A 25,617-nucleotide genomic window follows, 5' to 3' on the forward strand; every position below is an offset into this window, starting at 1 on the left:
TGGGGGAACGCCGGGTTGTCCCGGTCTTGGGTTAGCTTTGGTGGGCAGCGAGGGTCTGGCGCGCGATCACGACGCGCTGCACGTCAGAAGCCCCCTCGTAAATTCTGAGCGCCCGGATCTCGCGGTAAAGGCTCTCGACGATCTCGCCCGAGCGCACACCATCGCCGCCATGCAGCTGCACGGCGCGGTCAATGACCTTTTGCGCCTGATCGGTGGCAAACAGCTTCGCCATCGCCGCCTCTCGGGTCACACGAGGCGCCCCGGAATCCTTGGTCCAGGCGGCGCGGTAGACCAGCAGGGCCGAGGCATCGACATCCATCGCCATGTCCGCGATATGCCCCTGCACCATCTGCAGATCGAACAGGGGCGCACCCTGCACCTGACGGCTGGTCACCCGGTCCAGGGCCTCGTCCAGCGCGCGGCGGGCGAAGCCAAGCGCGGCCGCCGCGACCGAGGAGCGGAACACATCGAGGACCGACATGGCGATGCGGAACCCCTGCCCCGGCCCGCCGATCATCGCCGAGGCCGGCACCCGGCAATCCGTGAAGCGCAGACGCGCCAACGGATGCGGCGCGATGGTGTGCAACCGCTCGACCACCTCGAAGCCCGGCAGATCGGGGGTGACGATGAAGCAGGACAGCCCCTTCGCGCCCGGCGCCTCGCCGGTGCGGGCGAACAGCGTGTAGACATCGGCGATGCCACCATTGGAAATCCACGTCTTCTCGCCGTTCAGAACGTAGTCGTCGCCGTCCCGGGTGGCGGTCATGGTGGAATTCGCCACATCCGAGCCCGATTGCGGCTCGGTCAGCGCGAAGGCCGAAATCGCCTTGCCGCCGCGCGTCAGCGGCAACCAATGCGCGCGTTGCTCAGGACTGCCGAAGAGCGAAATCGCCCCCGTCCCCAGCCCCTGCATGGCAAAGGCGAAATCCGCCAAACCGTCATGCCGAGCCAAGGTCTCGCGAATGAGGCACAGGCTGCGCACATCGAGCCGCCCATCCGGCGCCCCCGAATGCAGTGCCACGCCCGCCTCACCCATCGCGCTCACCAACGCGCGGCAGGCCGCATCGGTATCGCTGTGGTCGATGTCCAGCCCGGCCGCGAAATCCTCGACCTGCGCGGCCAGGGCCCGATGCCGATCCTCGAAAAACGGCCAGTCCAGAAAGCTGCGATCTGCCATATCACCTTGTCCTCAATACTCGCGGGGGTCCGGGGGCGGCAGCCCCCGGCTTAGTCACCCTCGAAAACCGGCTTTTCCTTCTTCACGAAAGCCTCATAGGCCCGCGTGAAATCCTGCCCCTGCATGCAGATCGCCTGCGCCTGCGCTTCGGCCTCGATGGCCTGCTCCAGACCCATCGACCATTCCTGCGCCAGCATGGTCTTGGTCATCATATTGGCGAAGCCCGGCCCCTCGGCGATGCGCGCCGCAAACTCGCCGGCCGTCGCCAACAGCTGATCGGGCTCGACCACGCGGTTGAAGAAGCCCCAGTTGTAGCCCTCTTCGGCCGACATCGACCGCCCGAGATACAAGAGCTCCGCCGCCCGACCCTGACCGATGATGCGCGGCAGGATCGCGCAGGCGCCCATGTCGCAGCCGGCAAGGCCCACGCGGTTGAACAGGAAGGCGGTCTTCGCCGAGGGCGTCGCCACCCGCAGGTCCGAAGCCATCGCGATGATCGCCCCCGCGCCGGCGCAGACCCCGTCCACCGCCGCGATGATAGGTTTGCCGCAGCCGATCATGGCCTTCACCAGATCGCCGGTCATGCGGGTGAAGGCCAGAAGCTCCTTCATGCTCATGCGCGTCAGCGGCCCGATAATGTCATGCACATCGCCGCCGGAGCTGAAATTCCCGCCGTTCGGCGCGAAGATCACCGCCTTGATCTCGTCGTCATAGACGAGGCTCCGGAACCAGTCGCGCAGCTCGGCATAGCTGTCGAAGGTCAGCGGGTTCTTGCGCTCGGGCCGGTCGAGCGAGACCGTCGCGATGCCGTTCTCGACGCTCAGAAGGAAGTGTTGAGGCATGGGAACTCCTAGATCTCGCCGCCCGACAGGCTCAGCGCATGGCCGTTGATCATCCGCGCCTCGGGCGAGGCGAGGTAGAGGGCGGCGCTGGCCACCTCGTCGGGGCGGATCAGCCCGCCGATGGGATTGCCGCTGGCGACCAGGGCCTCGGCCTTGGCGCGATCATAGCCCTTCTTCGCCATCAGCCCTTCGATTGCCGTCTGGGCCAGAGGCGTGTCAACGAAGCCCGGGCAGATCGCGTTGCAGGTGATGCCCTGCTTGGCCACCTCTTGCGCGACGGAGCGCACCAGTCCCAGAACCCCGTGCTTTGCCGAGGCATAGGCGGCGATCGTGGCCCCCCCTTTGAGGCTCGCGGTCGAGGCGATCGCAATGAGCCGCCCGCCCGGTGTCATGCCGTTCAGCGCCGCACGGAAGGTCAGGAAGGTGCCCGTCAGCGTCACGGCCAGCATGTCGTTCCACTGATCGAGCGTCGTGTCGCGCAGCTTCGCGGCGGGGCCGCCGCCGGCATTGGCGACGACCACATCGAAGGGCAGCTCGAACAGCGCCGCGACCTGCGCCTCATCCGTCACATCCGCTTGGGCGAGGGTCATGGCATAGCCCTCGGCCGTCTCCTGCAGCGCGTCGAGGCGGCGGCCGCAGATGGTGACGGCATCCCCCGCCTCGGCGAAGGCGCGGGCGATGGCGCGGCCGATGCCCGACCCGCCCCCGGTGACCAAGACGCGCCTCATGCCCGCAGGGTTTCCGCTTCGCGGTCGGCCAGCCGCCACGATTGATCACGACCCGCCAGATACGGCAGCGGCCAATCCGGCGCGGCGCGGTCGCCGAGGCGGGTCGCCTCGTGCAGGGTCCAATAGGGATCGGAGAGATGCGGGCGGCCCACGGCGACCAGATCCGCGCGACCGGCGATCAGGATCGAGTTCGCATGGTCCGCTTCCGAGATATTGCCAACCGCCATGGTGCGGATGCCCGCCTCGTTGCGGATGCGGTCCGAGAACGGGGTCTGGAACATCCGGCCGTAGACCGGGCGCGCCTCGACCGAGGTCTGGCCCGCCGAGACGTCGATCAGATCGGCACCCGCCTCGGTGAACATCTTGGCGATTTCAACGGCTTCCGAGGGGGTCACGCCCGCGTCGCCGACCCAGTCGTTGGCCGAGATCCGCACTGACATCGGCGTGCCCTGTGGTACCACCGCGCGCATGGCGGCGAAGACTTCGAGCGGCCAGCGCATCCGGTTCTCCAGCGAGCCGCCGTATTGGTCCGTTCTTTGGTTCGACATCGGCGAGATGAAGGACGACACCAGATACCCATGCGCCGCGTGCAGCTCGATCATGTCGAAGCCCGCGCGGACGGCCATTTCCGTCGAGGCCACGAACTCGGCCTTAATCTGATCCATCTCCGACTTGGTGATCTCGCGCGGCGTGGCGTTGCGCTTGGACCACGGCAGGGCCGAGGCCGAGACGAGATCCCAGTTACCGTCCTTCAGCGGCAGATCCATGCCTTCCCAGCCGATATTGGTCGAGCCCTTGCGGCCCGAATGACCGATCTGGCAGCAGATCTTGGCATCGGTCTCGGCATGGACGAACGCGGTCAGGCGCGTCCACGCGGCCTCGTGCTCGGGCGCATAGAGGCCGGGGCAGCCCGGGGTGATGCGGCCCTCGGGCGAGACGCAGGTCATCTCGGTATAGACCAGCCCCGCGCCACCCTTGGCGCGCTCGCCATAATGGATCAGGTGCCAGTCGGTCGGGCAGCCATCGACGGCCTTGTATTGCGCCATCGGCGAGACGACGATGCGGTTCTTCAGCGCCATGTCGCGCAGCTGGAACGGCGCGAACATCGGCGCGCGCAGCGGCGCGTCCGGCGCGGCACCGGCCTGATCCATGAACCAACGCTCGGCGCCCTCGAGCCAGGCCTTGTCGCGCAGGCGCAGGTTCTCATGGCTGATGCGCTGCGAGCGGGTCAGCAGCGAATAGTTGAACTGCACCGGATCGAGATCGAGATACCGCTCGACTTCCTCGAACCATTCCAGCGAGTTGCGGGCCGCGGATTGCAGGCGCAGCACTTCGACGCGGCGCTCGTCCTGATACCGCTCGAAGGCGGCTTCCATCGTGGGTTCGGAATGCAGGTAATCGGCCAGCGCGATGGCAGAATCGAAGGCCAGCCGCGAGCCCGAGCCGATCGAGAAATGCGCGGTCGCCGAGGCATCTCCCAGCAGAACGACATTCTCATGGTGCCATTTCTCGCACAGCACGCGCGGGAAGTTCATCCAGACGGCCGAGCCGCGCAGATGGGCGGCGTTGGACATCAACTCATGCCCGCCGAGATGGGAGGCGAAGACCTCGCGGCATTTCTCGACGATCTCTTCCTTCGTCATGCCTTCGAAGCCGAACTTCTCCCAGGTCTCCTGCGAGCATTCGACAATGAACGTCGCGGTATCGGCGTCGAACTGGTAGACATGCGCCCAGATCCAGCCGTGCTCGGTCTTCTCGAAGATGAAGGTGAAGGCGTCGTCGAATTTCTGATGCGTGCCCAGCCAGATGAACTTGCAGGCGCGCATCTCGACGTCGGGTTTGAACACCTCGGCGTATTCCTGACGCACGCGGGAATTGATGCCATCCGCACCGACCACGAGGTCGTATTCCTTCCGGTAGTCCTCGGCCGATTTGAACTCGGTCTCGAAGCGCAGATCGACGCCCAGTTCGCGGGCGCGCTGCTGCAGGAGGATCAGCATCTGCTTGCGGCCGATACCGGCGAAGCCATGCCCGCCCGAGACCGTGCGCACGCCGTCATGCACCACGGCGATGTCGTCCCAATAGGCGAAATGCGAGCGGATCGCCTCGGCGCTGATCGGATCGTTCTCGGCGAGGTTCGAGAGCGCGTCATCCGAGAGCACCACGCCCCAGCCGAAGGTGTCGTTGGCGCGGTTACGCTCGATCACCACGACCTCGTGCGAGGGGTCACGCAGCTTCATCGAGATGGCGAAATAGAGGCCGGCAGGTCCGCCGCCAAGACAGGCAATCCGCATGATCATCCCTTGCAATGCTTCGATCGGGCCGTTCGGAGGGCCCCGTCACGACTCAGGAAAGCACCAAACCGGAGACGTTTCAACATTAAAGTTTTAAACTTGAAACTTTAGCGGGTTGGCCGGCAGATGAAGACCATGCTTGATCCGCGAAATCTCAAGCTTAAACTTTCAGACTTGAAATTTCCGCGCGGCGCCTGTTTGCCCTGCCCTCGCGACAGACCCGAACACAGACCCCGAAAACAGCCCCTGAACCCGGAGCCGCAGGATGACCGAGAGCGTGCAAGACCCCCTCAGCAAGCGGCGACTGAAAGCCTGGATTCGCCTGTTGAACGTGACCCGTCAGGCCGAGAATCAGTTGCGCGAGTTCCTGCGGGTGAACCACGAAACCACCCTGCCCCGCTTCGACGTCATGGCCGCGCTGTGGCGGCGGCGTGACGGGTTGACCATGTCCGAACTGAGCCGCGCCTTGCTGGTCTCGAACGGCAACGCCACCGCCGTGGTCGACCGGCTGGAGCGTGAGGGATTCGTCCTGCGCACCCCCGTGGCCAACGACCGCCGAACGGTCCGCGCCACCCTGACGGAGGCCGGGATGGTCGCCTTCGAATCGATGGCCTCGGCCCATGAGCGCGAGGTGAACACGCTGTTCGAGCGTCTGGACGCCGATGACCTCGACCAGTTGCGCGCCATTTTGCAAAAGGCCCTCGCACGCGAGGATTGACTGCGCGCGAGGCGGTTTGCCGCGCGAACAGGCAGGCTGTCAAAGCAACATTTTGGACTTGAAATAATTCTTGCAAGGTTGATCGAGACTGCTACGCTCCCCCCATCAGGCCGCGACAGAACGGCCCTCAACCTCTGGGGAGATATCCTGATGACCCTTCACAAGACCCTTCTGGCCGGCGCCTCGGCCCTGGCGCTCTCGACCGGTGCGGCGATGGCCGATCCGGTGACCGTGGGCCTGATCACCACGCTGTCAGGCGGCGGCGCGGGCCTCGGCGTCGATATCCGCGACGGCTTCCAGCTGGCGCTGGACATGGCCGGCACCGATGCCATCCATCTCGTCGTCGAGGATGACGGCCAGCGCCCCGAGGCCGCCGTGCAGATCGCCGATCGCATGATCCAGTCGGAAGGCGCGCAGATCCTGACCGGCATCGTCTGGTCGAACCTCGCCATGGCCGTGGTGCCCGCCGTGACCGCGCAGGACGTGATCTATATCTCGCCGAACGCCGGTCCCTCGGCACTGGCCGGCGCGGGCTGCACGCCCAACTACTTCAACGCGGCCTATCAGAACGACACCATGCACGAGGCCGCGGGCGAATACGCCAACACGCTCGGCTATCAGAACGCCTTTATCATGGCGCCGAACTACCCGGCAGGCGTTGACGCGCTGACCGGCTTCAAGCGCTTCTTCCAGGGCGAGCTGGCCGGTGAGGTGTATACCCAGCTGGGCCAGACCGATTTCGCCGCCGAGATCGCGCAGATCCGGGCCTCGGGCGCCGATTCGATCTTCATCTTCGAGCCGGGCGGTATGGGCATCAGCTTCATGCGCCAATACGCGCAATCGGGCGTCGACCTGCCGATCATCTCGGCGGCCTTCACCTTCAGCCAGGACGTGCTGCCGGCCGTGGGCGATGCGGCTTTGGGCGTGATCAACACCGCCGAATGGTCGCCGGACATGGACAACGAGGCGAACACCGCCTTCGTCGCCGGTTTCCAGGAAGCCTATGACCGCCTGCCCTCGGTCTATGCCGCGCAGGCCTTCGACACGGCGAACCTGATCCTCTCGGCCCTGAATGCCGCCGATATCTCGGATCTGGACGCGTTCCGGGCGGCGCTTCGGGCGGCTGACTTCGACGCCGTGCGCGGTGAGTTCGCCTTCGGCAACAACCAGCACCCGATCCAGAACTACTATGCCCGCGAGGTCGTGTCGGTCGACGGCGTGCTGACCAACCGGATCGTCGGTACCGCCTTCGAGAACCATCAGGACGTCTACGCCGCCGATTGCGGCATGGAATGATCCGCTTGAGGGGTGCAGGCTACGAGCCCGCACCCCTCGTCCTTCAACGGCCCGCCCTGGGGGTACCGTGACCGCCGCTCTCCTCTTCGAACAATTCCTCAACGGCCTGCAATTCGGGCTGATGCTGTTCCTCATGTCCGCCGGCCTGACGCTGGTGTTCGGCGTGATGGGGCTGATCAACCTCGCGCATGGCTCGCTGTTCATGATCGGCGCCTTCTTCTGCGCCGCCGCCGCCGGGCTGACCGGCAATTTCTGGCTGGGCCTCGCCGCCGGCATGGCCGCCGCCGCCGCCGCGGGCGCGCTGATCGAGATGACGGTGCTGCGCCGGCTCTACAGCCGCGACCACCTCGATCAGGTGCTGGCGACCTATGCGCTGATCCTGATCCTGAGCGAGGGCACCAAGATCCTGTTCGGGCCGTTCCCGCTGTATCTCGATGTGCCGCCGCTGCTGACGGGGACGGTGAACCTCGGGCTCACGGAATATCCGCTCTATCGCCTCGCGCTGATCGGCTTCGGCCTTCTGGTCGCGGTGGGTCTGTGGTTCCTGATCGCGCGCACCCGGTTGGGTGTCCGCATCCGCGCCGGCGAGAACGACCGGGAGATGATCGCCGCCCTCGGCGTCAACATCCGCGCGCTGTACACCGTGGTCTTCGCACTGGGTGCGGGGCTTGCGGGCATGGCGGGCGCGCTGGTCGGCGCCGTGCAATCGGTGCAGGTGGGCATGGGCGAGCCGGTGCTGATCCTCGCCTTCGTGGTCATCGTCATCGGCGGCATCGGCTCGATCCGGGGGGCGATGGTCGGGGCGCTCATGGTGGGCATCATCGACACGATGGGCCGTTTCCTGCTGCCGCGCATCTTCGCCACCTTCATGGAGGTGAACCAGGCGAGCGGCGTCGGCGCCGCGCTGGCCTCGATGCTGATCTATCTTCTGATGGCGCTGGTCCTCGTGATCAAGCCCAAGGGACTGTTCCCGATCCATGGCTGATATCAAACGCGAATATGCGCTGAACGCGCTTCTGGCCCTCGGCCTTCTGCTGGTGCCGATCTGGGCGCTGTACAACGGCGCGCCCTTCACCATCACGCTGTTCACCCGGATCGCCATCCTCGCGCTGGCCGGCATCGGGCTGAACATCGCGCTGGGGCTGGGCGGCATGGTGTCCTTCGGGCATGCCGTGTACTTCGGCCTCGGCGGCTATGTGGCGGGGATCTTGGCCCAACATGCCTTCAACGGCGCGCCGATCCTCGGCCTGCCGGGCACCAATCAGATGCTGATCATCTGGCCGGTGGCGATGGTGCTGTCGGGGCTCTTGGCCGCGGTGATCGGGGCGTTCAGCCTGCGCACCTCGGGCATCTTCTTCATCATGATCACCCTCGCCTTCGCGCAGATGGTCTATTACTTCGCCGTCTCCTGGCCCGCCTATGGCGGCGAGGACGGCCTGCCGATCTATGTGCGCAACCAGTTTCCGGGCCTCAACACCATGCGGCCATTCGAGCTGTTCATCGTCTGCTGGGGCGTGCTGATGCTGGCGCTGGGGGTCTTCGCCCTGATCCGCGCCTCGCGCTTCGGCGCGGCACTGATGGCGATCCGGCAGAACCCGGACCGCGTCGCCTCACTGGGGATCAATCCCTTCGGCGTGAAACTGGCGGCCTTCGTCATCTCGGGCATGATCACCGGCCTCGCCGGCGCGCTGATGGCCGATCTGTCGCGTTTTGCCAGCCCGGCGGCCATGGCCTGGACCATGTCGGGCGAGCTTATCGTCATCATCATCCTCGGCGGCACCGGGCGGCTGTTCGGACCGGTGGCCGGTGCGGCCTTCCTCGTCGGGTTCGAGGTCTTCTTCGGCGGGCTGACCGAGCATTGGAAGCTCTGGCTGGGCCTCGTGCTGCTGGCGGCCGTCCTGTTCAACCGCGGCGGCATCGTCGCCCTGATCGCCGGGAGGGAACGCCTTGGCTGAGCCTGTCCTCACCCTCACCGACCTGCACAAGAGCTTCGGCGCGCTGAAGGCCACCGACGGCGTCTCGCTGACCCTGAACCCCGGCGAGATCCATGCCCTGATCGGCCCCAACGGCGCGGGGAAATCCACGCTGATCGGACAGATCTCGGGCCGGGTCCTGCCGGATGCGGGGACGATCACCTTCCGCGGACACGACATCACCCGCCTCGACGTGGCGCAACGCGCACGGCTGGGGCTGGGGCGCAGCTTTCAGATCTCGTCGCTGATCCCGGATTATTCCGCCCGGCGCAACGTGATGTTGGCGTTGCAGGCACGGCAGGGCCACTCCTTCCGGTTCCTGATGCCGGTGATGCGCGACCGGGGCCTTCGGGACCGGGCCGATGCGATCCTTGACCGGGTGGGCCTACGCGGCCGTGCCTCGGTCCCGTCGGCGGAGCTGTCGCATGGCGAGCGCCGCTTGCTGGAGATCGCCGTTGCGCTGGCCCTTGAGCCTGCGTGCTTCCTGCTGGACGAACCCATGGCCGGCATGGGCGCCGAGGGCGTCGGCGCGCTGGTCACCTTCTTGCGAGACCTGAAGACCGAGGCGCCGATTTTGCTGGTGGAGCACGACATGGACGCGGTCTTCGCCCTGGCCGACCGCCTCAGCGTGCTGGTCTACGGGCAGGTGATCGCCACCGGCACCGTCGACGAGATCCGCAACGACCCGCGCGTGCGCGAAGCCTATCTGGGAGAGGAAGCATGACCGCTCTCGCCAAGATCGAGGGGCTGGAGGTGTTCTACGGCGCCTCGCAGGCCCTGTTCGGCGTCGATCTGACCATCGAGCCCGGTCAGGCCGTGGCGCTGATGGGCCGCAACGGCATGGGGAAATCGACCACCATCAAGGCCTTGAGCCGGATGCATGGCGTGGCCAAGGGCAAGGTCTTCTTCGACGGGCGCGAGATCACCGCCCTGCCCTCGTACAAGGCCGCCCGGCTCGGCATCGGCCTCGTGCCTGAGGGCCGGCGCTGCTTTGCCACGCTCACGGTCGACGAGAACCTGATCGCCGCCGCCCGCCCCGGCCCCTGGACGCTGAAAACCGTACGCGACTTCTTCCCGCGACTGGGCGAGCGGGCGGACCAGCAGGCCTCGACGCTTTCGGGTGGCGAGCAGCAGATGCTGGCGATCGGGCGCGCGCTGATGACGAACCCGCGGCTTCTGATCCTCGACGAGGCGACCGAGGGGCTGGCCCCGGTGATCCGCGCCGAGATCTGGGCCTCGATCAAACGGTTGAAGGCGCAGGGCCAGTCGATCCTGATCGTCGACAAGACGCTGAAGGAGCTGAAACCCATCGCCGATCATTGCGTGATCCTCGAGCGCGGCCGCACCGCCTGGACCGGCACCGCCGACCAGATCACGCCCGAGATCGAAAGCCAGTATCTGGGTCTCTGACGCCGCGCGCCGACTGACCAACGAAAAACGCCCCCGGCCAACCCCGGGGGCGTTTCCTTGCAAACGTCAGGCCGCGTTTCAGACGAAGCGGTTGACGTAGTTTTCCAGACGTTCCTGGCGGCCCGAGACCGGACGCGGGTTGGTGCCCTTGGCCAGAACCTGCGCGGTGATCGTGTCCAGATCCGAGCTCAGCATCGCCTGCGCCTCGGGGGTTTCCCAACCCGAATAACGGGCCTTCAGATTGGCCTCCAGCCCACCATCCTCGATCATCGCGGCGGCGGCTTTCAGGCCGCGGGCGCAGATGTCCATCGCGCCGACATGGCCGGCGATCAGGTCTTCGGCGTCCAGCGACTGACGGCGGATCTTGGCGTCGAAATTGGTGCCGCCGGTGCCCAGACCACCCGATTTCAGGATGTGGTAATAGGCCAGCGCGACTTCCGGCACGTTGTTGGGGAACTGGTCCGTGTCCCAGCCCGATTGGTAGTCGTTGCGGTTCATGTCGATCGACCCCAGCATGCCCTCGGCGCAGGCCACGGCGATCTCATGCTCGAAGGAATGGCCGGCGAGGATCGCGTGACCCTGTTCGAGGTTCAGCTTCACCTCGCCCTCCAGACCGTATTTGCGCAGGAAGCCGATGCAGGTGGCGGCGTCGAAATCATACTGGTGCTTCGACGGCTCCTGCGGCTTCGGCTCGACGAGGATCGTGCCCTTGAAGCCGATCTTGTGCTTGTACTCGACGACCATGTTGAGGAAGCGGCCCATGTGGTCCAGCTCCTGCGAAAGGTCGGTGTTGAGCAGCGTCTCATAGCCCTCACGACCGCCCCAGAGGACGTAGTTCTCGCCACCGAGCTTGTGGGTCGCGTCCATGCAGGATTTCACCGTCGCCGCGGCAAAGGCGAAGACCTCGGGATCGGGATTGGTCGAGGCGCCCGACATCCAGCGGCGATGGCTGAACATGTTGGCCGTGCCCCAGAGGAGCTTCGTGCCCTGCTTTTCCGCCTTCTCGCCGAGGTAATCGGTGATCTCGTTCAGGGTCTTCAGGTTCGCGGCGAAATCGCCCTGATCCGGGCGGATGTCGGCGTCGTGCCAGCAGTAATAGGGTTGGCCGAGGATTGCGAACATCTCGAAGGCGGCGTCGGCCTTGGCCTTGGCGCGCTCCATCGAATCCTGCGGATACCACGGGCGTTCCAGCGTCGAGCCGCCGAAGGGATCGCCGCCTTCCCAGGCAAAGGAATGCCAATAGGCGACGGCGAAACGGAGGTGATCCTCCATTCGCTTGCCAAGGACGATCTCGTCCGGGTTGTAGTGGCGGAAGGCCAGATCGCCATCGGCGTCGGGGCCGGCGTAGCGGATCGGCGCGATGCCGTCGAAGAAGCCAGTGCTCATGGGGTCCTCAGGAGGTTGGACATGGAAGGTCAGCCGGGCGGCGGCACCGCCCGGTTTTTTCAGGGGGAAAACGGGTCTCAGAACCGCGCGTCGGGCACGCCGTCGAAGGCGTCGACCGGGCTGTTGTCGTTCCATTCGCCGCCGCGGCCGAGCAGCAGGTCGACGACCGCCTCCTGCATGCCGTCCATCGTGGCGAAGGCGTTGATGTAGGTCGGCACGCGCGGCGCGTCATAGAGGTAGTACGGATAGCCAAACGAGATCATCAGCGTCGGCACCTCGTGCCAAGACCGCTGCATCGCGCCGCGCATGCCCCCGCCGAGCTTGGCCCAATCGAGGAAGATCCGCCCGCGGGTCAGCAGCGTCTCTTCCGAGAAGGCATAGATCACGAGGTCGAAATCCGTGGCGACGAAGGGCGTGCCGATCGGATGCACGGTGACCTCGAATCCCTCCTTGGCCAGCAGGTCCGGGAAGACCACCGGCAGCGTGGTGTTCCACAAGGGCTCGACGATGCCGGGCGCGATCACGAGGACGCGGCGATGCGTCTCGGGCGAGATCGGCAGCAGGTCGTTCACGTCCTTCTCCAACACCGGCGCGCGGCGCAGCAAGGGCTTGATCACCGAATCCTGACGCTCGGGCAGCGGCGGCAGCGCCTCGCCCCGGTGCAGACCCAGCGCGGCCTTGAGGGCCAGCACGCGGGTCACGGCCTCGGCAAAGCGAGCGGCCGGAATGAGGCCGCTCTGCACCGCTTCCAGCACCGCGCCGAAATGCTTTTCGGCATTGTTCGAGAACAGGATCATGTCGTTGCCGGCGCGGATGATCTCGACCTTCGCGTCGGTCACGCCCATGAACGAGGACACCCCGCCCATCTCGCTGGCATCCGACACGATGATGCCGTTGAAGCCCAGCTCCTGCCGCAGAAGCTGCACGTTCAAAAGATGGCTCAGCGAGGCCGGGCGGTACAGATCGACGCCCGTGACGCCCTGCGCCGCGGCAAAGGACGGCAGCGCGATATGCGCCGACATCACCGCCAGCACGTTGAGATCGATCGCCTGCCGATAGAGCCGGCCATGCGTCTCGTTCCACTCGTCCATCGACAAGGGGTTGATCGTCGTCACCAGATGCTGGTCGCGGTCGTCATGCCCCTCGCCCGGCCAATGCTTGGCGGTGGCGGCGATGCCCATCTCCTGGAACACGCGGATCTGCGTCATCGCATGACGCGCGATGCGCTCGGGATCGTTGCCGAAACCGCGGGTCGCGACGATGGAAGAGCGGGTCTTGGCGTTGATGTCCAGAACCGGCGTGAAGGACCAGTTGATGCCCACGGCGCGGGCCTCGGCGGCCATGATGCGGCTGACTTCCTCGGTCACGGCCAGATCGTCGATGGCCGAGAGTGCCAGCGGGTTCGGCACCTGCGTGCCGAAGGGCAGGCTCATGCGCGAGCCTTCGAGGTCGCACGACACCAGCAGCGGCACCGAGGCATCCGCCTGCAGTGTCGCCAGCCGCTCGCGCTCGGTCTGGGCATCGGCGTTGAAATAGCGGGTGATGCCGCCCGGCCGGAACTTCTGGAAGATCTCGCGCTCGTCAGGTTCATGCCCGCGTGAGAGCATGTTGAACAGCTGGCCGACCTTCTCGGTCTCGGACAGAGCGTGGAAGGTCGCCTCGACCCAGGCCAGCGCCTCGCGGTCCAGCGAGAACGGCGGCTTGGTCAGATGGGAAAGGTCCAGCGTCATGCGATCCTCCTCGGGCGTAGGGTGTCTGGGTCGGGGAAGGACTGCGGACCGATGCCCGAATGCCCTTCCATGTGCTTGAGAAACTTGTCGTAATTGAAGATGCGGGTCTGCGGCGTGTAGCTGCCGTCCAGAAGGTGCAGCAGGTAGCCGGCGGCGCCGATCACGTCCTGGCTGTCTTCCTCGGCGGCCTCGGCCACCGTGGCGCGCGAGATCGCCGGATAGGGCGGCAGCGCGGTCAGGGCTGCCAGCGCCTTGATGCGGATGTGGCGCGGGTTCGACTTGTCGGCGAGCGCCGTCAGATGCAGCGCCGCCGTGGCCGCGTCATGGGAATGGCCGATCGCCTCCCAGAGCGCCACGAGCACGTCCGCATCCTCCTCGGCCTCGGTTGCCAGCATCACCGCATGCGGCAGGCGCTGGCCTGCGGCGGCGAGGATCAGGAGCCCCTGTGCGGCCCAGTAGCGGATGACGGCCGAGGGATCGGTGAGCGCGGTGAGGAAACGCGGCAGGTTCGCAGGGTCACGCCGGATCGCCAGATTGGCCAGCTCCAGCACGCGGGGCAGCGGGTAGACGGCGGGATCGTTGCGCTCCGGCAGCACCTCGGCGGGCGAGCGTTCCGGGATCAGCCCGCAATCGTGGATCGCCAGCATATGCGCGTCCATGGCGGCGCTCATCTCGGCGAGGGTCGCGGTATGGGCGGGATCAGTGGCGAGGTTGACCAGCGCGTCCGGATCGGCCGCCATGTCATAGAGTTCCTCGACCGGTTTCGGCTGCCAGAAGCGCGCCTGAACCTCGGTCAGCTGCCCGGCGAGGAAGGCGGCCTCATAGGCGCGATAACCCTCGGCCAGCCAGGCGTAGGAGTAATACTGCCCCCAAGGACGATGCGGCGCGTAGTTGCGGATGTAGCGGAAGCGTTCCGACCGCAGGGTCCTCGTCAGGTCATAGCGCGAATCCATCCGGTCGCGGCTGGAGGCGGCATAGGTCCGGGCCGGACGCTCCGGCCCCATGAAAGGCACGCCCTGCATCCCCTCCGGCGCCTCGATGCCGGCAACCGCGGCGAGGGTCTGCGGCAGATCGACCAGCGAGACGGGTGTGGCGATCCGCGCACCGGGCGCGTCCGGCAGCAGATGCCGCCACTTCTCGGGCACGCGGGCAATCAGCGGCACGCGAAGGCCGTCATCGTAGCAGAACCGCTTCGAACGGGCGAGCGGCGAGGCGTGGTCGGAATGATAGAGGATGATCGTATCCTCCATGAGCCCCGCCGCCTCCAACTCCGCCAGACGCGCGCCCATCCAGGCGTCCATATCGGCGATGCGGTTGTAATAGCTGGCGAGGTCCTGCCGCAATTCAGGCAGGTCCGGCAGATGGCCGGGCAGCGTCACGTCCTCGGGGCTCACGGCACCCGGCTTCGGCTCGAACACGCAGGATTCATGCGTGAACATGCAGTTGAACACCGCGAGGAAGGGCTGGCCCTCGGCCCGGTTCTTCCAATGCGCTTGGCCCGAGCATTCGTCCCACAGCGCGGTCGGATCGGCGAGATCGACGTTATAATGGGTCTTCGAATTGTTGGTGCAGTAATAGCCGGCGGCGCGCATCATCTGCGGATAGGTCGTGATCCCCTCGGGCAGATCACCCCAAGCGGTCATCTGCTGCGCGGGCGGCACGCTCTCGCCATAGCGCCCGGTCAGGATCGCGAAACGCGAGGGCGCGCAGACCGGCGAGGTGCACATCGCGGCGTCCCAGCTGACGCCTTCTGCCGCCAGGCGGTCGAGGTTCGGGGTGCGCGCGAGTTTGTCGCCGTAGCTGCCGAGGCGCGGCGGGCAATCCTCGGAGACGAGGCAGAGGATGTTGGGACGCGTCATGCCGTCTCTCCCAGCGCCTGCAATTGCGCTTCCAGCCGGGTCAGGACGTCGAGGCCCACGCCCGCCTGCATTGCCGCGATCTCGAGCACGGTCTTGTGGCCGACATAGGCGCGCGCGGCTTGGTTCTTCAGCACCGGCAGCTCGGCGGCCAAGAGGTCGGCGGCCTTGGGGTCGGTCATCAGACGCCCGACCGGCTCGGTCCGCACCAACGCGTCGGGCGGGAAGGCATCGCGGCGGACGGCAGGACGGCGGGCCTTCTCGGCCTGCGCGGCTTGGGCGGCGCACAGCAGATGCGCCTCGGTCACCGCACCCTCGGCAGGCAGGCCGAGGCGTTGGTATTGCTCCGAGGGCGCCTCGCTCTCGCGCATCAGGCGGACCAGCAGATCGGCCATCCGCAGCTCCAGCGCGTCGTCGATCAGCGGGTTTTCCTGTTCAGGATCGGTCTCAAGATCGAACAGCAAGCTGCCGTAGCTGAAGGCATTTCCAACCGGCGTCGCGGGCAATTTCAGCACCGGCGCGCCCTTGGTGAAGGCGAAACCCGGTATCAGCTCGGCCTTGGCCAATTCCACCGGCGACAGCATCGCCCGCATGGTCATCGGCATCAGTGTGTAGTCGAACAAAGGCGCATTCGCCGCCGCGGCCGGCGCGCGCATGTAGACATAGCGGCCGTCCGTCACGTTCACATGGCCGCCGTGGGTGCCGAACAGGCCCCCTTCACGCAAAGGCGTATCCGAGGCGATCACCGGGGCCAGCGCGCGGCCCTGCATGTCCTTCGTCGCCGCCTGCCCGAACAGATCGAGCATCGTCGGGCCGAAGTCGATGGTCTGCACCAGCGCCTCGCGACGCTCGCCCGCCACACCCGCGCGCGGATCCCAGATGAACAGCGGCGTGTTGATCGTCTCACTGTACCAAGGCTGGATGTTCTTGCCCCACCAGCCCTTTTCGCCCAGCATGTAACCGTGATCGGTGCAGACGATGAGGGCGGTGTCGCCCCACATGTCCTGAGCGTCCATCAGGTCCAAGACACGGCCGAGGCTCTCGTCACACATCGCCAGAAGCGAGAGATAGCGGTTGCGCGCGACCTCCTCGGTCGCTTCTTCCTCGGTCACGCGGGCATAGGGCGGCCAGTCGAACCCGGCATCGCCCCCCTGCGGATCGCCATGCAGCGCGACATGGCGCGGGGTGGAATAGAAGGGCTCATGCGGATCGAAGGTCTCGATCTGCACCAGCCAATTGTCGGCGCCTGCGTTGTCCGCGATGAACTCCAGCCCCGCGTTGAACACCAAGGTCTGCGGATGCAGATCCTCGGTCTCCATGTAACGGCGGTTCACGCGGTCCTGCGCACGCATCCGGTAGCCGATGTCCGTCAGCCGTGCCGGATCGGTGCCGGCCACATCGGCCTTCCACAGATCGCCCTCCTGCCCCCGGATGAACTCATACGAGGCAAAGCGGTTGTGATAGGTCGCGCCGCCGTCTTCCCAGTAGTGCTGGTGATCGGTGATCAGATGGGTATAGACGCCCGCCTTCTTCAGCATCTGCGGAACGCTGTCGTCGAAGGGCTCCAGCGGGCTCCAGGACCGGTGAAGGAAGTTGTAGCGCCCCGTGTGCATCTCGCGCCGCGCCGGCATGCAGGGCATCGAGCCCGCATAGCAACGGTCGAAGGTCACCGAGCGTTCAGCCAGCCGCGCGAAATTGCGCGCATGGGCTTCGGTGCCGCCATAGGGGGGCAGCATCGCGCGGTTGAGGCTGTCGAACATGACGACGATGGCGCGCATGGGCTCAGGCCTTCTGAAGGGCGCGGAAGGCCGCGCGGCGCTCGGCCTGACGGGCCGGGTTGGCGACCGGAGCCGCCAGCAGCAGGCGCTGCGTATAGGGATGCTCCGGCCGGGCGGTGACCTGATCGCACTCGCCGAACTCGACGATCTCGCCGCCCCGCATCACCGCCACGCGGTGCGAGATGTGGCGGACGACCGCAAGATCGTGGCTCACGAACAGATAGGCGACGCCGGTGCGCTCCTGCAGCTCGACGAAGAGGTCCAGCACGCGGGCCTGCGTCGACAGATCGAGGGCCGAGACCGGCTCGTCACAGACGATGAGCTTCGGCTGCAGCGCCAGCGCACGGGCGATGGCGACGCGCTGCCGCTGGCCACCCGAGAATTCACGCGGGAAGCGGTGCGCGGCATCGGCCGGCAGGTTCACGGCATCGAGGAGTTCGCGCACGCGCGCCCGGGCCTCGGACACCGACTGGATGCCTCGCGCCACCACCGGCTCGGCGAGGATGTCCTCGATCGTCATCGACGGGTTGAGCGAGGTGTATGGGTCCTGGAACACGGCCTGAATGCGGGCGGCATCGCCCTTGCGCTCGCGGGGCGCGAGGCCTGCGATCTCCTGGCCCTGGAACATCAGGCTGCCCGAGCTCACCGGCCCGATCCCGAGGATCGCACGGCCGATGGTCGTCTTGCCCGAGCCGGATTCCCCCACCAGACCCACGGTCTCGCCGGGGCGGATGGTGAAGCTCACGTCCTTCAGGACATGATGCGCGCCGAAGATCGTGTTGACGCCTCTGACGTCGAGAAGGACAGGAGCGGTCATGCGGCACTCTCCTCAGGCGCGCGGTAGCTGCGCGTTTCGGGGTCTTCCAGCACCGAACCCAGCAGCATCTTGGTGTAATCGTGCTGCGGATCGGCAAAGAGGGCGTCAGCCGAGGCGGTCTCGACGATCTGGCCGTCCTTCATCACCGCGACCGTGTCGCACATGTCGGCGACGACGCCGAAATTGTGGGTGACGAGGATGATCGACATGCCGAACTCGGCCTGCAGGTCGCGCATGAGTTCCAGCACCTCCATCTGCACCGTCACGTCGAGCGCCGTGGTCGGCTCGTCGGCGATCAGCAGATCGGGGTTGCAGGACACCGCCCCGGCGATCAGCACGCGCTGCGCCATCCCGCCCGAGATTTCATGCGGATAGGAACGGAACACGCGCTCCGGGTCCGGCAGGCCGACGCGGGCAAGGAGTTGCAGCGCGCGCGCCTTGGCCTCGGCTTTGGAGATGCCCAGCACGGTCACCATCGGCTCGACCAGCTGGAAGCCGATCTTGAACGAGGGATCGAGGTTCGACATCGGCTCTTGCGGCACATAGGCGATGCGCTTGCCGCGCAGCGCGTGACGCTGGGCCTCGGACAGGCCGGTGATCTCGTCCCCGTCGAAGCGGATCGAGCCCGAAAGCACGCGCCCGCCTGTCGACAGTAGGCCCAGCACCGAAAACGCCGTCTGCGTCTTGCCCGAACCGGATTCACCGACCAGACCGAAGATCTCGCCACGCTTCAGCGTCAGCGACACGCCCTTCACCACCGGCTTCCAGCCCGCGCGGTCAGGATAGCCGACGACGAGGTCCTGCACCTGCAGCAGCGCGTCCTTGTCGGCCGGCAGCGGCGCCGTGACCGAGGTCGGCGCGGGCGGCAGCTTGGCGGCACGCGGCGCGGCATCGCCCCGCTGCATGCGGTCGCGGATCGCGTTGGCCAGCAGCACCAGCGAGGCCACGGTGAAGCTGATCGCCAGACCCGGCCAATAGACCGATTTCGGTGCGACATAGAGGTTGGCGAAGGCGTCCTGCAGCATCCCGCCCCAGGTCGGAACATTGCTGTCGCCGAGGCCGAGGAACTCAAGCCCCGCCTGAATGACGATGGCGATACCGGCCACGATCGACACCTGAATGACCACGGGCGCGCGGATCACCAGCAGGATATGGCGCAGGATGATGCGGATATCGCTGAGGCCGGCGACGCGGGCGGCGTCGATGTAGAGCTCATGCTTCACGCCGCGCACGAGGTTGCGCGTCAGGCGGAAGAAGCCGGGCGAGAGCATTACGCCGAACACCGCCATCGACAGGTAGATCGACGACCCCAGCGCCTGGAACAGCGCCAGCAGCACGATGATCGCGGGCAGCGCCATCAGGCCATCGGCAATCCAGCCCGAGACGGTGTCGAAAGTCTTGCCGTAATAGCCGGCGAACAGACCGCCGGTCACACCCAGCACGCCCGCGACCGTCACGGCGACCAGCGCGCCGAGGAAGGTGTTGCGCGCGCCGTAAACGAGGCGCGAGAAGATATCCCGGCCCGAGCCGTCGCCGCCCAGCAGGTAGCCGTTTCCGGGCGCTGCGTTGACCTTGAAGATCTGCACGGCATTGGGCTCGAACGGGGCGATCAGCGGAGCGAAGATCGCCACCAGCACCATGGCCAGCAGGATCAGCGCGGCGATCAGGCCCATCGGATTCGACAGGACGGAGAGCAGGAACGAGGTCCGCTCGCGGGTGTTTGCGGGAGCGCTCATTTCAGGCGGACCTTCGGGTTGACCCAGGCATTGACGACGTCGATGACCATGTTGACGAGAATGACGACGATGATCATCGCGACCACCACGCCCATCAGCACCGGCACGTCGCCGACGATGGCCGAGCGCACGGTCAGCTCGCCGAGGCCGGGAATGGCGAAGACGCGCTCGATGATCGCGGCGCCGCCGAGGAGGGCGATGAACTGCACCGACAGCACGGTCAGCGCGGCGGGCATCGCGTTGCGCAAAGCGTGACGGTAGAGGATCGAGGCCGAGCGCACGCCGCGCGCCCGAAGCGTTCGCACGTAGTCTTGCGACAGCGCGTCGATCACGGCGCCCCGCACCTGCTGGCTGGCCGAGGCGATGCCGCCAAGGACCAGCGCGGTGACGGGCAGCGTCACGGCGGCCAGCCATCCCAGCGGTGAGGTGCTGAAGCTGACATAGCCGGTGGCCGGCAACAGGCGCAGGTTCAGCGCGAAAAGCACCACCAGCATCAGTCCCAGCCAGAAGTTCGGGATCGCGAAACCGATGACGCTGACCAGCTGGATCAGCCGGTCGGCCCAGCCGCCCCTGACGGCTGCGGTGATCCCCAGCACGGCCGAGACCAGCGCCATGACGACGACGGCGGTGCCGACGATCGACAGGGTCACCGGCAGGCGGCGGGCCAGGATCTCGGTCACGCTGCCCGGCGTGGTCCAGGCGCGGCCGAGGTCCCCCGTCAGGGCGCCCCCCATCCATTCGCCGTATTGCACCAGCATCGGGCGGTCGATGCCCAGTTCCGTGGTCAGCGCCGCGATATCCGCATCCGAGGCGTTGTCGCCCAGGATGTTGGCGGCGACCCGCTCTGTCCCGCTGAACACGAGGAAAAACGTGATCGTCGACATGACGATCAACAGGGCCAGCCCGAAGCCAGCACGCTTCAGCAAATAGCCGATCATGTCTTGAGCCCTCCCGCTCCCCCGGTGCCGCCTTGCGGTCTCCCGGTCATTCCGTTTGCGGATCTAGCAGTTGCCAGTTGAAAGAAAAAATGAAAAAACACCCATGAGGTATAAGGGAATCTTTTCACTCATGCTGGACCAGTTTACCCATCTTTTCCGCTTTCAGGCGATCGTCGAGCAAGGCAGCCTGCGCCGCGCGGGCGAGCAGTTGAACCTGACGCAGCCGGCCCTGTCGCGCTCGCTGGCGCTGCTGGAGGCCTCGTTCGGCCGCCAATTGCTGGAGCGCCATGCGCGCGGCGTGCGCCCGACCCCGTTCGGCGAACGCGTGCTGGCCACGGCGCGCCGGATGAACCGCCAATGGGACATCGCGCAGGGCGAGCTGCGGCAGGACCCGGCCGAACAGCGCGTCGCCTTGCGGCTGGGCGTCGGGCCGATCTGGCGCTCGGGCGTGCTGACTCCGGTCTATGAGGAAATGCGGCGCCGTCATCCGAACCTGCTGCTGGAGATCTCGGCCCTGCGCGAGGGCAGCGCGCTCTCCGATCTTGACGAAGGGCGGCTCGACGCGGTGCTGGGCGGCACGCGGGTCGACCGGCGCGAGCATCCGCATCTGATGCGCCACCGGCTGACCGACATCACCGTGCAGATCACCGCGCGCGAGGGGCATCCGGTCTTCGGCCAGCTGAAACCTGGCGACCGCGATTCCGAGGCCGCGCTGCTGGACTACCCGTGGATCGCCTATACCGAGATGGCGCTTTATGCCGACACCGGGGATTATTCGATCTCGGACCGGCTGGGGCGTGAGCCGGATTTCTGGATGAAAAGCTCGAACCTGCTGACCGTGCTGACCACCGTCCAGCGCACGGATTCCCTGTGCATCCTGTCGGACCTGATGGTCGGCTCCATGCGCGAGCCACGGCTGGTGGCCCTGCCGCTGGACCTTCGGCGCAAGCTGATCCCGCTGGGCCTGATCCACCGAGAGGAACTGGCGGACTGGGAGTTGATGCAGGACTTCCTGTCCCTCAGCCGCGCCCGCTTTGCCCAGCTGGGCCGGGGCTGAAACGACAGACGGCCCGCCCCCTGACAGGGACGGGCCGCCGGTTTTTCCCTGCAACCGCAGAGGCTTATTCAGCCGGGCTGTAGTTGCGGATATACGGCGCCTGGTTGCCCGGCTGCATCTCCACATGAACGTCCGAGCCGCTCAGGTAGATGCCGTACTGGCGATACCACGGCACGAAGAAGGCGTTCTCGACAATGTAGCGGTTGACCGCCTGGAAGGCCGCGACCTGTGCGTCACCGGTGGCCATCTGCGCGTCGTGGATCAGCCCGTTCAGCGTGTCGTCGCTGTAGTGGAAGGCGTTCCAGCCGGCATCCGGGGTCAGGTGCTGCTGGATGTCGGTCCACGGGTCGTTCGACGAGAAGGTGAACACATAGGCGGCATAGCGGCCCGAGCGGATCACCGGGATGGCGCTGCCCGGCGGCAGGGCTTCGAAGGTTGCGGTGATGCCGATCTCGGCCAGCTGCTGCTGCACGATCGGATAGAACGAGGCGAAGGGGCGGATGTCCGGGAAGATGATCTCGAACCCATCGGCATAACCGGCTTCGGCCAGCAGCTCGCGCGCACGCTCAGGGTCGTAGGGGTAGTAATCGTCCAGCTCGGGCACATAGGCCGGGCTCGACGGCGGGAAGATCTGGTCCGACAGCAGGCCGTGGCCCAGATCGACATATTGCAGGATCGAGGCGTCGTCGAAGGCCATGTTCAGCGCCTGACGCACCCGGACATCGGCCAGCGGTGCCGCGACAGTGCCATCACGGTCGGCAATGATCACGCCCGCCCAGTTCACGTCAGCCTCGTAGACCGACAGGCCCGAGGCCTCGGCCTGCGCGATGGCGCGGACATCGGCGACGGTGCCATCGACCTGACCCGCGAACAGCGCGTTCATCCGCGCCACGGTGTCGGTCATCGGGGCGACGGTGATCACCTCGAACGGATAGGCCTCAGGGTTCCAGTAGTCGGCGTTGCGACGGTAGACATACTGGCTGTTCGGGATCGAATCCTCGACGTCATAGACATAGGGGCCGGTGCCGATCGGCAGCACGTCGGAACCCGGCTGGCCCAGCGCCGCCGGGCTGCTCATGGCGCCGCCGACGGTCGAGAGGTTGAACACCAGCGCGGGATCGGGGGCGTTCAGGTGCAGGGCGATCTGCGTGGGCGACAGGATCTCGTAGCTCTCGATCGAGCGCGCCATATAGCCGTTCTGGCCCGAACCGGCGGCGAGGTATTCAAGGTTCGCTTGCACGGCGGCCGCGTCGAAGGGCGTGCCATCGGTGAAGCTGATGCCGTCGCGCAGGGTCAGGGTCAGGACGGTGTTGTCGTCGTTATAGGACCATTCCGTCGCCAGGTTCGGCAGGATGCCTTCGTTGGGATCGTCGGTCAGCAGGGTCTCGATCACCGGCTGCCAGAACTGCACCTGGTTGGCGATCATCAGCTGCGCGCGGTCGAAGCTGTTGTTGTCGATGCGCGCGGCCAGGGCCAGCGTCTGGGCATCGTTCGGCACTTCCGCGTGAAGCGGGCTCAAGGCGGTGGTCGACAGCGCGGCCAGAGCGGCCGCGGCGAGGGTCTTGCGCATTCGGTAGTCCTCCCAAGGTTCGCCGGACACGGGGTCGGCGGATGCGGCGCAACCTAGCAATGCCGAGGCATTACGAGAAATGCAATTAATGATCCCAGCGATAACGCAAACTTCTCACTCACGCGCACGCACGCCGTGCCCTCGACCGCGCCCGAGGCCGGTTCTAAACTGACGGCATTCCCGCCCCGGACATGATCGTGCCCTCTTCGCCGCCTCTTGCCACCACTGCCCCGCTGCCGCGCCACAATATTCGCGGCAGCCTGCTCAGCGATGTTGCCGCCTATCTCGCGCTGCAGGGGCAATCGCTGGACAGCGTGCTGGCCCAGTTGGATTTCGACCCGAGCGTTCTGACCCAACCCGATCTGCGCATTCCCGTGGGCAAGCTGATGGCGCTGCTCGATCACTGTGCCGAGCTGACCGGTCAGGAGGATTTCGGCCTGCGCATCGCTGAATGGCGCGGGATGCCGGACCTTGGGCCCATCGTGCTGCTGCTGCGCCGCGAGACCACCTTGCGCGGTGCGTTGCGCACCTTGGTGAAGGCGCTGCACCTGCATTCCAACGCGCTCTACCTGACGTTCGAGGAAGGCGAGGACAGCGCGGTTCTGGCGATGGATGTGATGACCGGCGAAGGCGGGTTCTCGCGTCAATGCGCCGAGATGGTGGTGCGGGCGATCGTCCACATGGTCGGCTGGATGGTCGGTCCCGGCTGGCAACCGGCGGCGGTCGGGTTTCGCCATGGCCCCAAACTACCGGATCGGGTCTATCGTCGATACCTCGGTTGCCGGCCGGACTTTCGGCAGGAGTTCAACGGCGTGGTCTTGGACAACGCCGATCTTGCGCGTCGGATGGACCCGGTCGGCGGGCGGATCGAGGCGCAGGCCAGCGCGATGCTCACCGATCTTGAGGACCGGTCCGGCCTCTATCTGTACCGCGTGCAGCAGCTCCTCGTCCTGACCCTGCCGCGCGGCGAGGCGCGGGCCGATACCGTCGCCGCCCTGCTCGGCACCAACCGGCGGACGCTGAACCGGCGGCTGGCGGGGGCCGAGGTGAACTTCTCGCAACTGCGGGACCGGGTGCGGCGCGAGCTGGCGATGCAATATGTCACCGACAGCGACCAGCCCTTCACCGAGATCGCGCCGCTTCTGGGTTTCGACAGCCTCAGCGCCTTCAGCCGATGGTTCCGAACGGCCTATGGCCAAGCGCCGCGCGACTGGCGGGCCCAGCGCGCGGGCTGATCTGTCCCAAAATGTCAAACGCCGCGCAACGCGGTCTCTATGGTCAACCTCCTGCGGCGCACCGGGAGGGCGCCGATCGCGCCCAAGGGAGGAGACCGACATGCGCAACCCCATCACCCGCCTTGCCCCGCTGGCAATGGCGGCCGCCTTCGCCGCGCCCGTTATGGCGCAGGACTATCCCAGCGGCCCCGTCACCCTGATCCACGCCTATCCGGGCGGGCCGATGGACGCGGTGATGCATGTCGTCGCCGAGCATCTCTCCGACCGTTGGGGCCAGCCCGTCGTTATCGACACCCGGCCCGGCGCGAACGAGATCATTGCCGCCGACACCGTCGCGAAAGCCGACCCCGATGGCCAGACGATCTTCGTCGGCTCGGAATCGAGCTTCATCTACAACCCCTATCTCTACGACAGCCTGCCCTATGATCCGGATCACGACCTGATCCCGGTCTCGCAGCTGTTCGACATCCCCTTCGGCTTGCTGATCCGGGGCGATCTGCCGGTGCAGAACGTGGCCGAATTCGTCGCGCTGATGCAGCAGGAGGGTCCGAGCCGCAGCTATGGCTCGTTCGGTGTCGGCAACATCATGAATGTCGGCATGGAGCAATTCCTGCAGGCCGCCGGCATCGAGATGCGCCATGTGCCTTACCGCGTGGCCGGTCAGCTGATGCAGGACATGTTCGGCGGCACCATTGACGCCGTGGTGTCCAGCTCGATCATGGCGGTGCGCTTCGGGCCGACCGGGCAGATGCGGATGCTGATGATCGACGGCGACAACCGCCAGCCGATCCTGCCCGATGTGCCGACCTTCGCCGAAGCAGGCTTCCCCGACTTGCACATCCGCCCGATCATCGGCCTCGCCGTGCCCGCCGGCACGCCCGAGGCCGTGCAGGCCGAGATCCAGCAAGCCTTTGCCGAGGTGATCAACGATCCTGCCTTCGTGCAGGAAGTCGTCGGGCCCAATGGCTACGAGGTCGTGGCCTCCTCCCCCGCCGAGTTTCAGGCGATGATCGCCGAGCAGCGTCCGCGGATGCAGCAGCTGATCGCCGATCTAGACATTCATCTGGAACAGTGAC

General features: G+C 66.4%; 21 protein-coding genes. 9 read left to right on the forward strand and 12 right to left on the reverse strand.

Annotated elements, in window-relative coordinates; genetic code table 11:
* Window positions 1–31 precede the first annotated feature (31 nt).
* The 4 genes from BCY78_RS07520 to BCY78_RS07535 are packed head-to-tail and all read right to left on the reverse strand — an operon-like array spanning window position 32 to window position 5,041.
* The gene (locus tag BCY78_RS07520; protein ID WP_068300005.1) at window positions 32–1,177 is read right to left on the reverse strand and encodes an acyl-CoA dehydrogenase family protein; all 1,146 of its coding nucleotides are present in this window, start codon (window positions 1,175–1,177) and stop codon (window positions 32–34) included.
* Between the two features lie 50 nt (window positions 1,178–1,227).
* A complete protein-coding gene (locus BCY78_RS07525) occupies window positions 1,228–2,019 on the reverse strand; it encodes an enoyl-CoA hydratase family protein (RefSeq protein WP_068300007.1) in 792 nt (263 codons plus the stop codon).
* Window positions 2,020–2,027: 8 nt separating this feature from the next.
* Window positions 2,028–2,747 (reverse strand): SDR family NAD(P)-dependent oxidoreductase, encoded by a 720-nt coding sequence (locus BCY78_RS07530; protein WP_068300009.1) that lies wholly within the window; start codon window positions 2,745–2,747, stop codon window positions 2,028–2,030.
* Complete coding sequence (locus BCY78_RS07535) at window positions 2,744–5,041, reverse strand: bifunctional salicylyl-CoA 5-hydroxylase/oxidoreductase (RefSeq protein WP_068300010.1); 2,298 nt, start codon at window positions 5,039–5,041, stop codon at window positions 2,744–2,746. The genes BCY78_RS07530 and BCY78_RS07535 overlap by 4 nt, the downstream gene beginning before the upstream one ends.
* Window positions 5,042–5,306: 265 nt before the next feature.
* Here BCY78_RS07535 and BCY78_RS07540 point away from each other — a divergent pair, with 265 nt between their 5' ends.
* The 6 genes from BCY78_RS07540 to BCY78_RS07565 all read left to right on the forward strand — a co-directional run bounded on the left by BCY78_RS07540 (window position 5,307) and on the right by BCY78_RS07565 (window position 10,438).
* Window positions 5,307–5,759, forward strand: coding sequence for a MarR family winged helix-turn-helix transcriptional regulator (locus tag BCY78_RS07540; RefSeq protein ID WP_068300012.1), 453 nt, complete (start codon window positions 5,307–5,309; stop codon window positions 5,757–5,759).
* Window positions 5,760–5,909: 150 nt separating this feature from the next.
* Window positions 5,910–7,055, forward strand: a complete 1,146-nt coding sequence (locus BCY78_RS07545) for an ABC transporter substrate-binding protein (RefSeq protein WP_068300013.1) — start codon at window positions 5,910–5,912, stop codon at window positions 7,053–7,055.
* Window positions 7,056–7,122: 67 nt separating this feature from the next.
* Window positions 7,123–8,040, forward strand: coding sequence for a branched-chain amino acid ABC transporter permease (locus tag BCY78_RS07550; RefSeq protein ID WP_068300016.1), 918 nt, complete (start codon window positions 7,123–7,125; stop codon window positions 8,038–8,040).
* A 1-nt stretch (window position 8,041) separates the two neighbouring features.
* On the forward strand, window positions 8,042–9,010 hold the full coding sequence (locus BCY78_RS07555; protein WP_068300316.1) for a branched-chain amino acid ABC transporter permease: 969 nt from the start codon (window positions 8,042–8,044) through the stop codon (window positions 9,008–9,010).
* Complete coding sequence (locus BCY78_RS07560) at window positions 9,003–9,752, forward strand: ABC transporter ATP-binding protein (protein ID WP_068300018.1); 750 nt, start codon at window positions 9,003–9,005, stop codon at window positions 9,750–9,752. The genes BCY78_RS07555 and BCY78_RS07560 overlap by 8 nt, the downstream gene beginning before the upstream one ends.
* A complete protein-coding gene (locus BCY78_RS07565; RefSeq protein ID WP_068300019.1) occupies window positions 9,749–10,438 on the forward strand; it encodes an ABC transporter ATP-binding protein in 690 nt (229 codons plus the stop codon). Before BCY78_RS07560 ends, BCY78_RS07565 begins: the two co-directional genes overlap by 4 nt.
* Window positions 10,439–10,516: 78 nt before the next feature.
* Here the strand turns inward: BCY78_RS07565 and xylA are convergent, their stop codons facing one another.
* From xylA to BCY78_RS07600, 7 genes are all read right to left on the reverse strand, one after another.
* On the reverse strand, window positions 10,517–11,824 hold the full coding sequence (gene xylA / locus BCY78_RS07570; protein WP_068300021.1) for a xylose isomerase: 1,308 nt from the start codon (window positions 11,822–11,824) through the stop codon (window positions 10,517–10,519).
* Window positions 11,825–11,901: 77 nt separating this feature from the next.
* A complete protein-coding gene (locus BCY78_RS07575; RefSeq protein WP_068300023.1) occupies window positions 11,902–13,554 on the reverse strand; it encodes a glycoside hydrolase family 3 protein in 1,653 nt (550 codons plus the stop codon).
* A complete protein-coding gene (locus tag BCY78_RS07580; RefSeq protein ID WP_068300025.1) occupies window positions 13,551–15,413 on the reverse strand; it encodes a sulfatase in 1,863 nt (620 codons plus the stop codon). Before BCY78_RS07580 ends, BCY78_RS07575 begins: the two co-directional genes overlap by 4 nt.
* Window positions 15,410–17,188, reverse strand: coding sequence for a sulfatase (locus tag BCY78_RS07585; RefSeq protein WP_068300027.1), 1,779 nt, complete (start codon window positions 17,186–17,188; stop codon window positions 15,410–15,412). The genes BCY78_RS07580 and BCY78_RS07585 overlap by 4 nt, the downstream gene beginning before the upstream one ends.
* Before the next feature lie 4 nt (window positions 17,189–17,192).
* Window positions 17,193–18,005, reverse strand: a complete 813-nt coding sequence (locus BCY78_RS07590; protein WP_068300029.1) for an ABC transporter ATP-binding protein — start codon at window positions 18,003–18,005, stop codon at window positions 17,193–17,195.
* On the reverse strand, window positions 18,002–19,741 hold the full coding sequence (locus BCY78_RS07595; RefSeq protein ID WP_068300031.1) for a dipeptide/oligopeptide/nickel ABC transporter permease/ATP-binding protein: 1,740 nt from the start codon (window positions 19,739–19,741) through the stop codon (window positions 18,002–18,004). The genes BCY78_RS07590 and BCY78_RS07595 overlap by 4 nt, the downstream gene beginning before the upstream one ends.
* On the reverse strand, window positions 19,738–20,679 hold the full coding sequence (locus BCY78_RS07600; protein WP_068300033.1) for an ABC transporter permease: 942 nt from the start codon (window positions 20,677–20,679) through the stop codon (window positions 19,738–19,740). Before BCY78_RS07600 ends, BCY78_RS07595 begins: the two co-directional genes overlap by 4 nt.
* Window positions 20,680–20,809: 130 nt before the next feature.
* Between BCY78_RS07600 and BCY78_RS07605 the strand changes: the two genes are divergently transcribed.
* Window positions 20,810–21,736: a LysR family transcriptional regulator gene (locus tag BCY78_RS07605; RefSeq protein ID WP_068300034.1), complete on the forward strand. Its 927-nt coding sequence runs from the start codon at window positions 20,810–20,812 to the stop codon at window positions 21,734–21,736.
* Window positions 21,737–21,800: 64 nt separating this feature from the next.
* On the opposite strand, the gene BCY78_RS07610 is transcribed toward BCY78_RS07605, so the two are convergent.
* Entirely contained in the window at window positions 21,801–23,306 is a 1,506-nt protein-coding gene (locus BCY78_RS07610) for an ABC transporter substrate-binding protein (RefSeq protein ID WP_068300036.1), read from the reverse strand.
* Between the two features lie 191 nt (window positions 23,307–23,497).
* On the opposite strand from BCY78_RS07610, the gene BCY78_RS07615 reads away from it, so the two are divergent.
* Both BCY78_RS07615 and BCY78_RS07620 read left to right on the forward strand, forming a co-directional pair.
* Entirely contained in the window at window positions 23,498–24,541 is a 1,044-nt protein-coding gene (locus BCY78_RS07615; protein ID WP_068300038.1) for an AraC family transcriptional regulator, read from the forward strand.
* Between the two features lie 100 nt (window positions 24,542–24,641).
* Window positions 24,642–25,616 carry a tripartite tricarboxylate transporter substrate binding protein gene (locus BCY78_RS07620; protein WP_068300040.1) on the forward strand — a complete coding sequence of 325 codons (975 nt, stop codon included), beginning with the start codon at window positions 24,642–24,644 and terminating at the stop codon, window positions 25,614–25,616.
* Window position 25,617 lies beyond the last annotated feature (1 nt).

It is taken from the genome of Pararhodobacter sp. CCB-MM2 (genome assembly GCF_001691415.1).
Classification (GTDB): Bacteria; Pseudomonadota; Alphaproteobacteria; order Rhodobacterales; family Rhodobacteraceae; genus Pararhodobacter.

What these genes read in the sequence shown, in the direction of transcription:
- BCY78_RS07520 (WP_068300005.1), bottom strand. Translation starts at nt 1,177, where the DNA reads ATGGCAGATCGCAGCTTTCTGGACTGGCCGTTTTTCGAGGATCGGCAT.
- BCY78_RS07525 (WP_068300007.1), bottom strand. Translation starts at nt 2,019, where the DNA reads ATGCCTCAACACTTCCTTCTGAGCGTCGAGAACGGCATCGCGACGGTC.
- BCY78_RS07530 (WP_068300009.1), bottom strand. Translation starts at nt 2,747, where the DNA reads ATGAGGCGCGTCTTGGTCACCGGGGGCGGGTCGGGCATCGGCCGCGCC.
- BCY78_RS07535 (WP_068300010.1), bottom strand. Translation starts at nt 5,041, where the DNA reads ATGCGGATTGCCTGTCTTGGCGGCGGACCTGCCGGCCTCTATTTCGCC.
- BCY78_RS07540 (WP_068300012.1), top strand. Translation starts at nt 5,307, where the DNA reads ATGACCGAGAGCGTGCAAGACCCCCTCAGCAAGCGGCGACTGAAAGCC.
- BCY78_RS07545 (WP_068300013.1), top strand. Translation starts at nt 5,910, where the DNA reads ATGACCCTTCACAAGACCCTTCTGGCCGGCGCCTCGGCCCTGGCGCTC.
- BCY78_RS07565 (WP_068300019.1), top strand. Translation starts at nt 9,749, where the DNA reads ATGACCGCTCTCGCCAAGATCGAGGGGCTGGAGGTGTTCTACGGCGCC.
- xylA (WP_068300021.1), bottom strand. Translation starts at nt 11,824, where the DNA reads ATGAGCACTGGCTTCTTCGACGGCATCGCGCCGATCCGCTACGCCGGC.
- BCY78_RS07575 (WP_068300023.1), bottom strand. Translation starts at nt 13,554, where the DNA reads ATGACGCTGGACCTTTCCCATCTGACCAAGCCGCCGTTCTCGCTGGAC.
- BCY78_RS07580 (WP_068300025.1), bottom strand. Translation starts at nt 15,413, where the DNA reads ATGACGCGTCCCAACATCCTCTGCCTCGTCTCCGAGGATTGCCCGCCG.
- BCY78_RS07585 (WP_068300027.1), bottom strand. Translation starts at nt 17,188, where the DNA reads ATGCGCGCCATCGTCGTCATGTTCGACAGCCTCAACCGCGCGATGCTG.
- BCY78_RS07590 (WP_068300029.1), bottom strand. Translation starts at nt 18,005, where the DNA reads ATGACCGCTCCTGTCCTTCTCGACGTCAGAGGCGTCAACACGATCTTC.
- BCY78_RS07595 (WP_068300031.1), bottom strand. Translation starts at nt 19,741, where the DNA reads ATGAGCGCTCCCGCAAACACCCGCGAGCGGACCTCGTTCCTGCTCTCC.
- BCY78_RS07600 (WP_068300033.1), bottom strand. Translation starts at nt 20,679, where the DNA reads ATGATCGGCTATTTGCTGAAGCGTGCTGGCTTCGGGCTGGCCCTGTTG.
- BCY78_RS07605 (WP_068300034.1), top strand. Translation starts at nt 20,810, where the DNA reads ATGCTGGACCAGTTTACCCATCTTTTCCGCTTTCAGGCGATCGTCGAG.
- BCY78_RS07610 (WP_068300036.1), bottom strand. Translation starts at nt 23,306, where the DNA reads ATGCGCAAGACCCTCGCCGCGGCCGCTCTGGCCGCGCTGTCGACCACC.
- BCY78_RS07615 (WP_068300038.1), top strand. Translation starts at nt 23,498, where the DNA reads ATGATCGTGCCCTCTTCGCCGCCTCTTGCCACCACTGCCCCGCTGCCG.
- BCY78_RS07620 (WP_068300040.1), top strand. Translation starts at nt 24,642, where the DNA reads ATGCGCAACCCCATCACCCGCCTTGCCCCGCTGGCAATGGCGGCCGCC.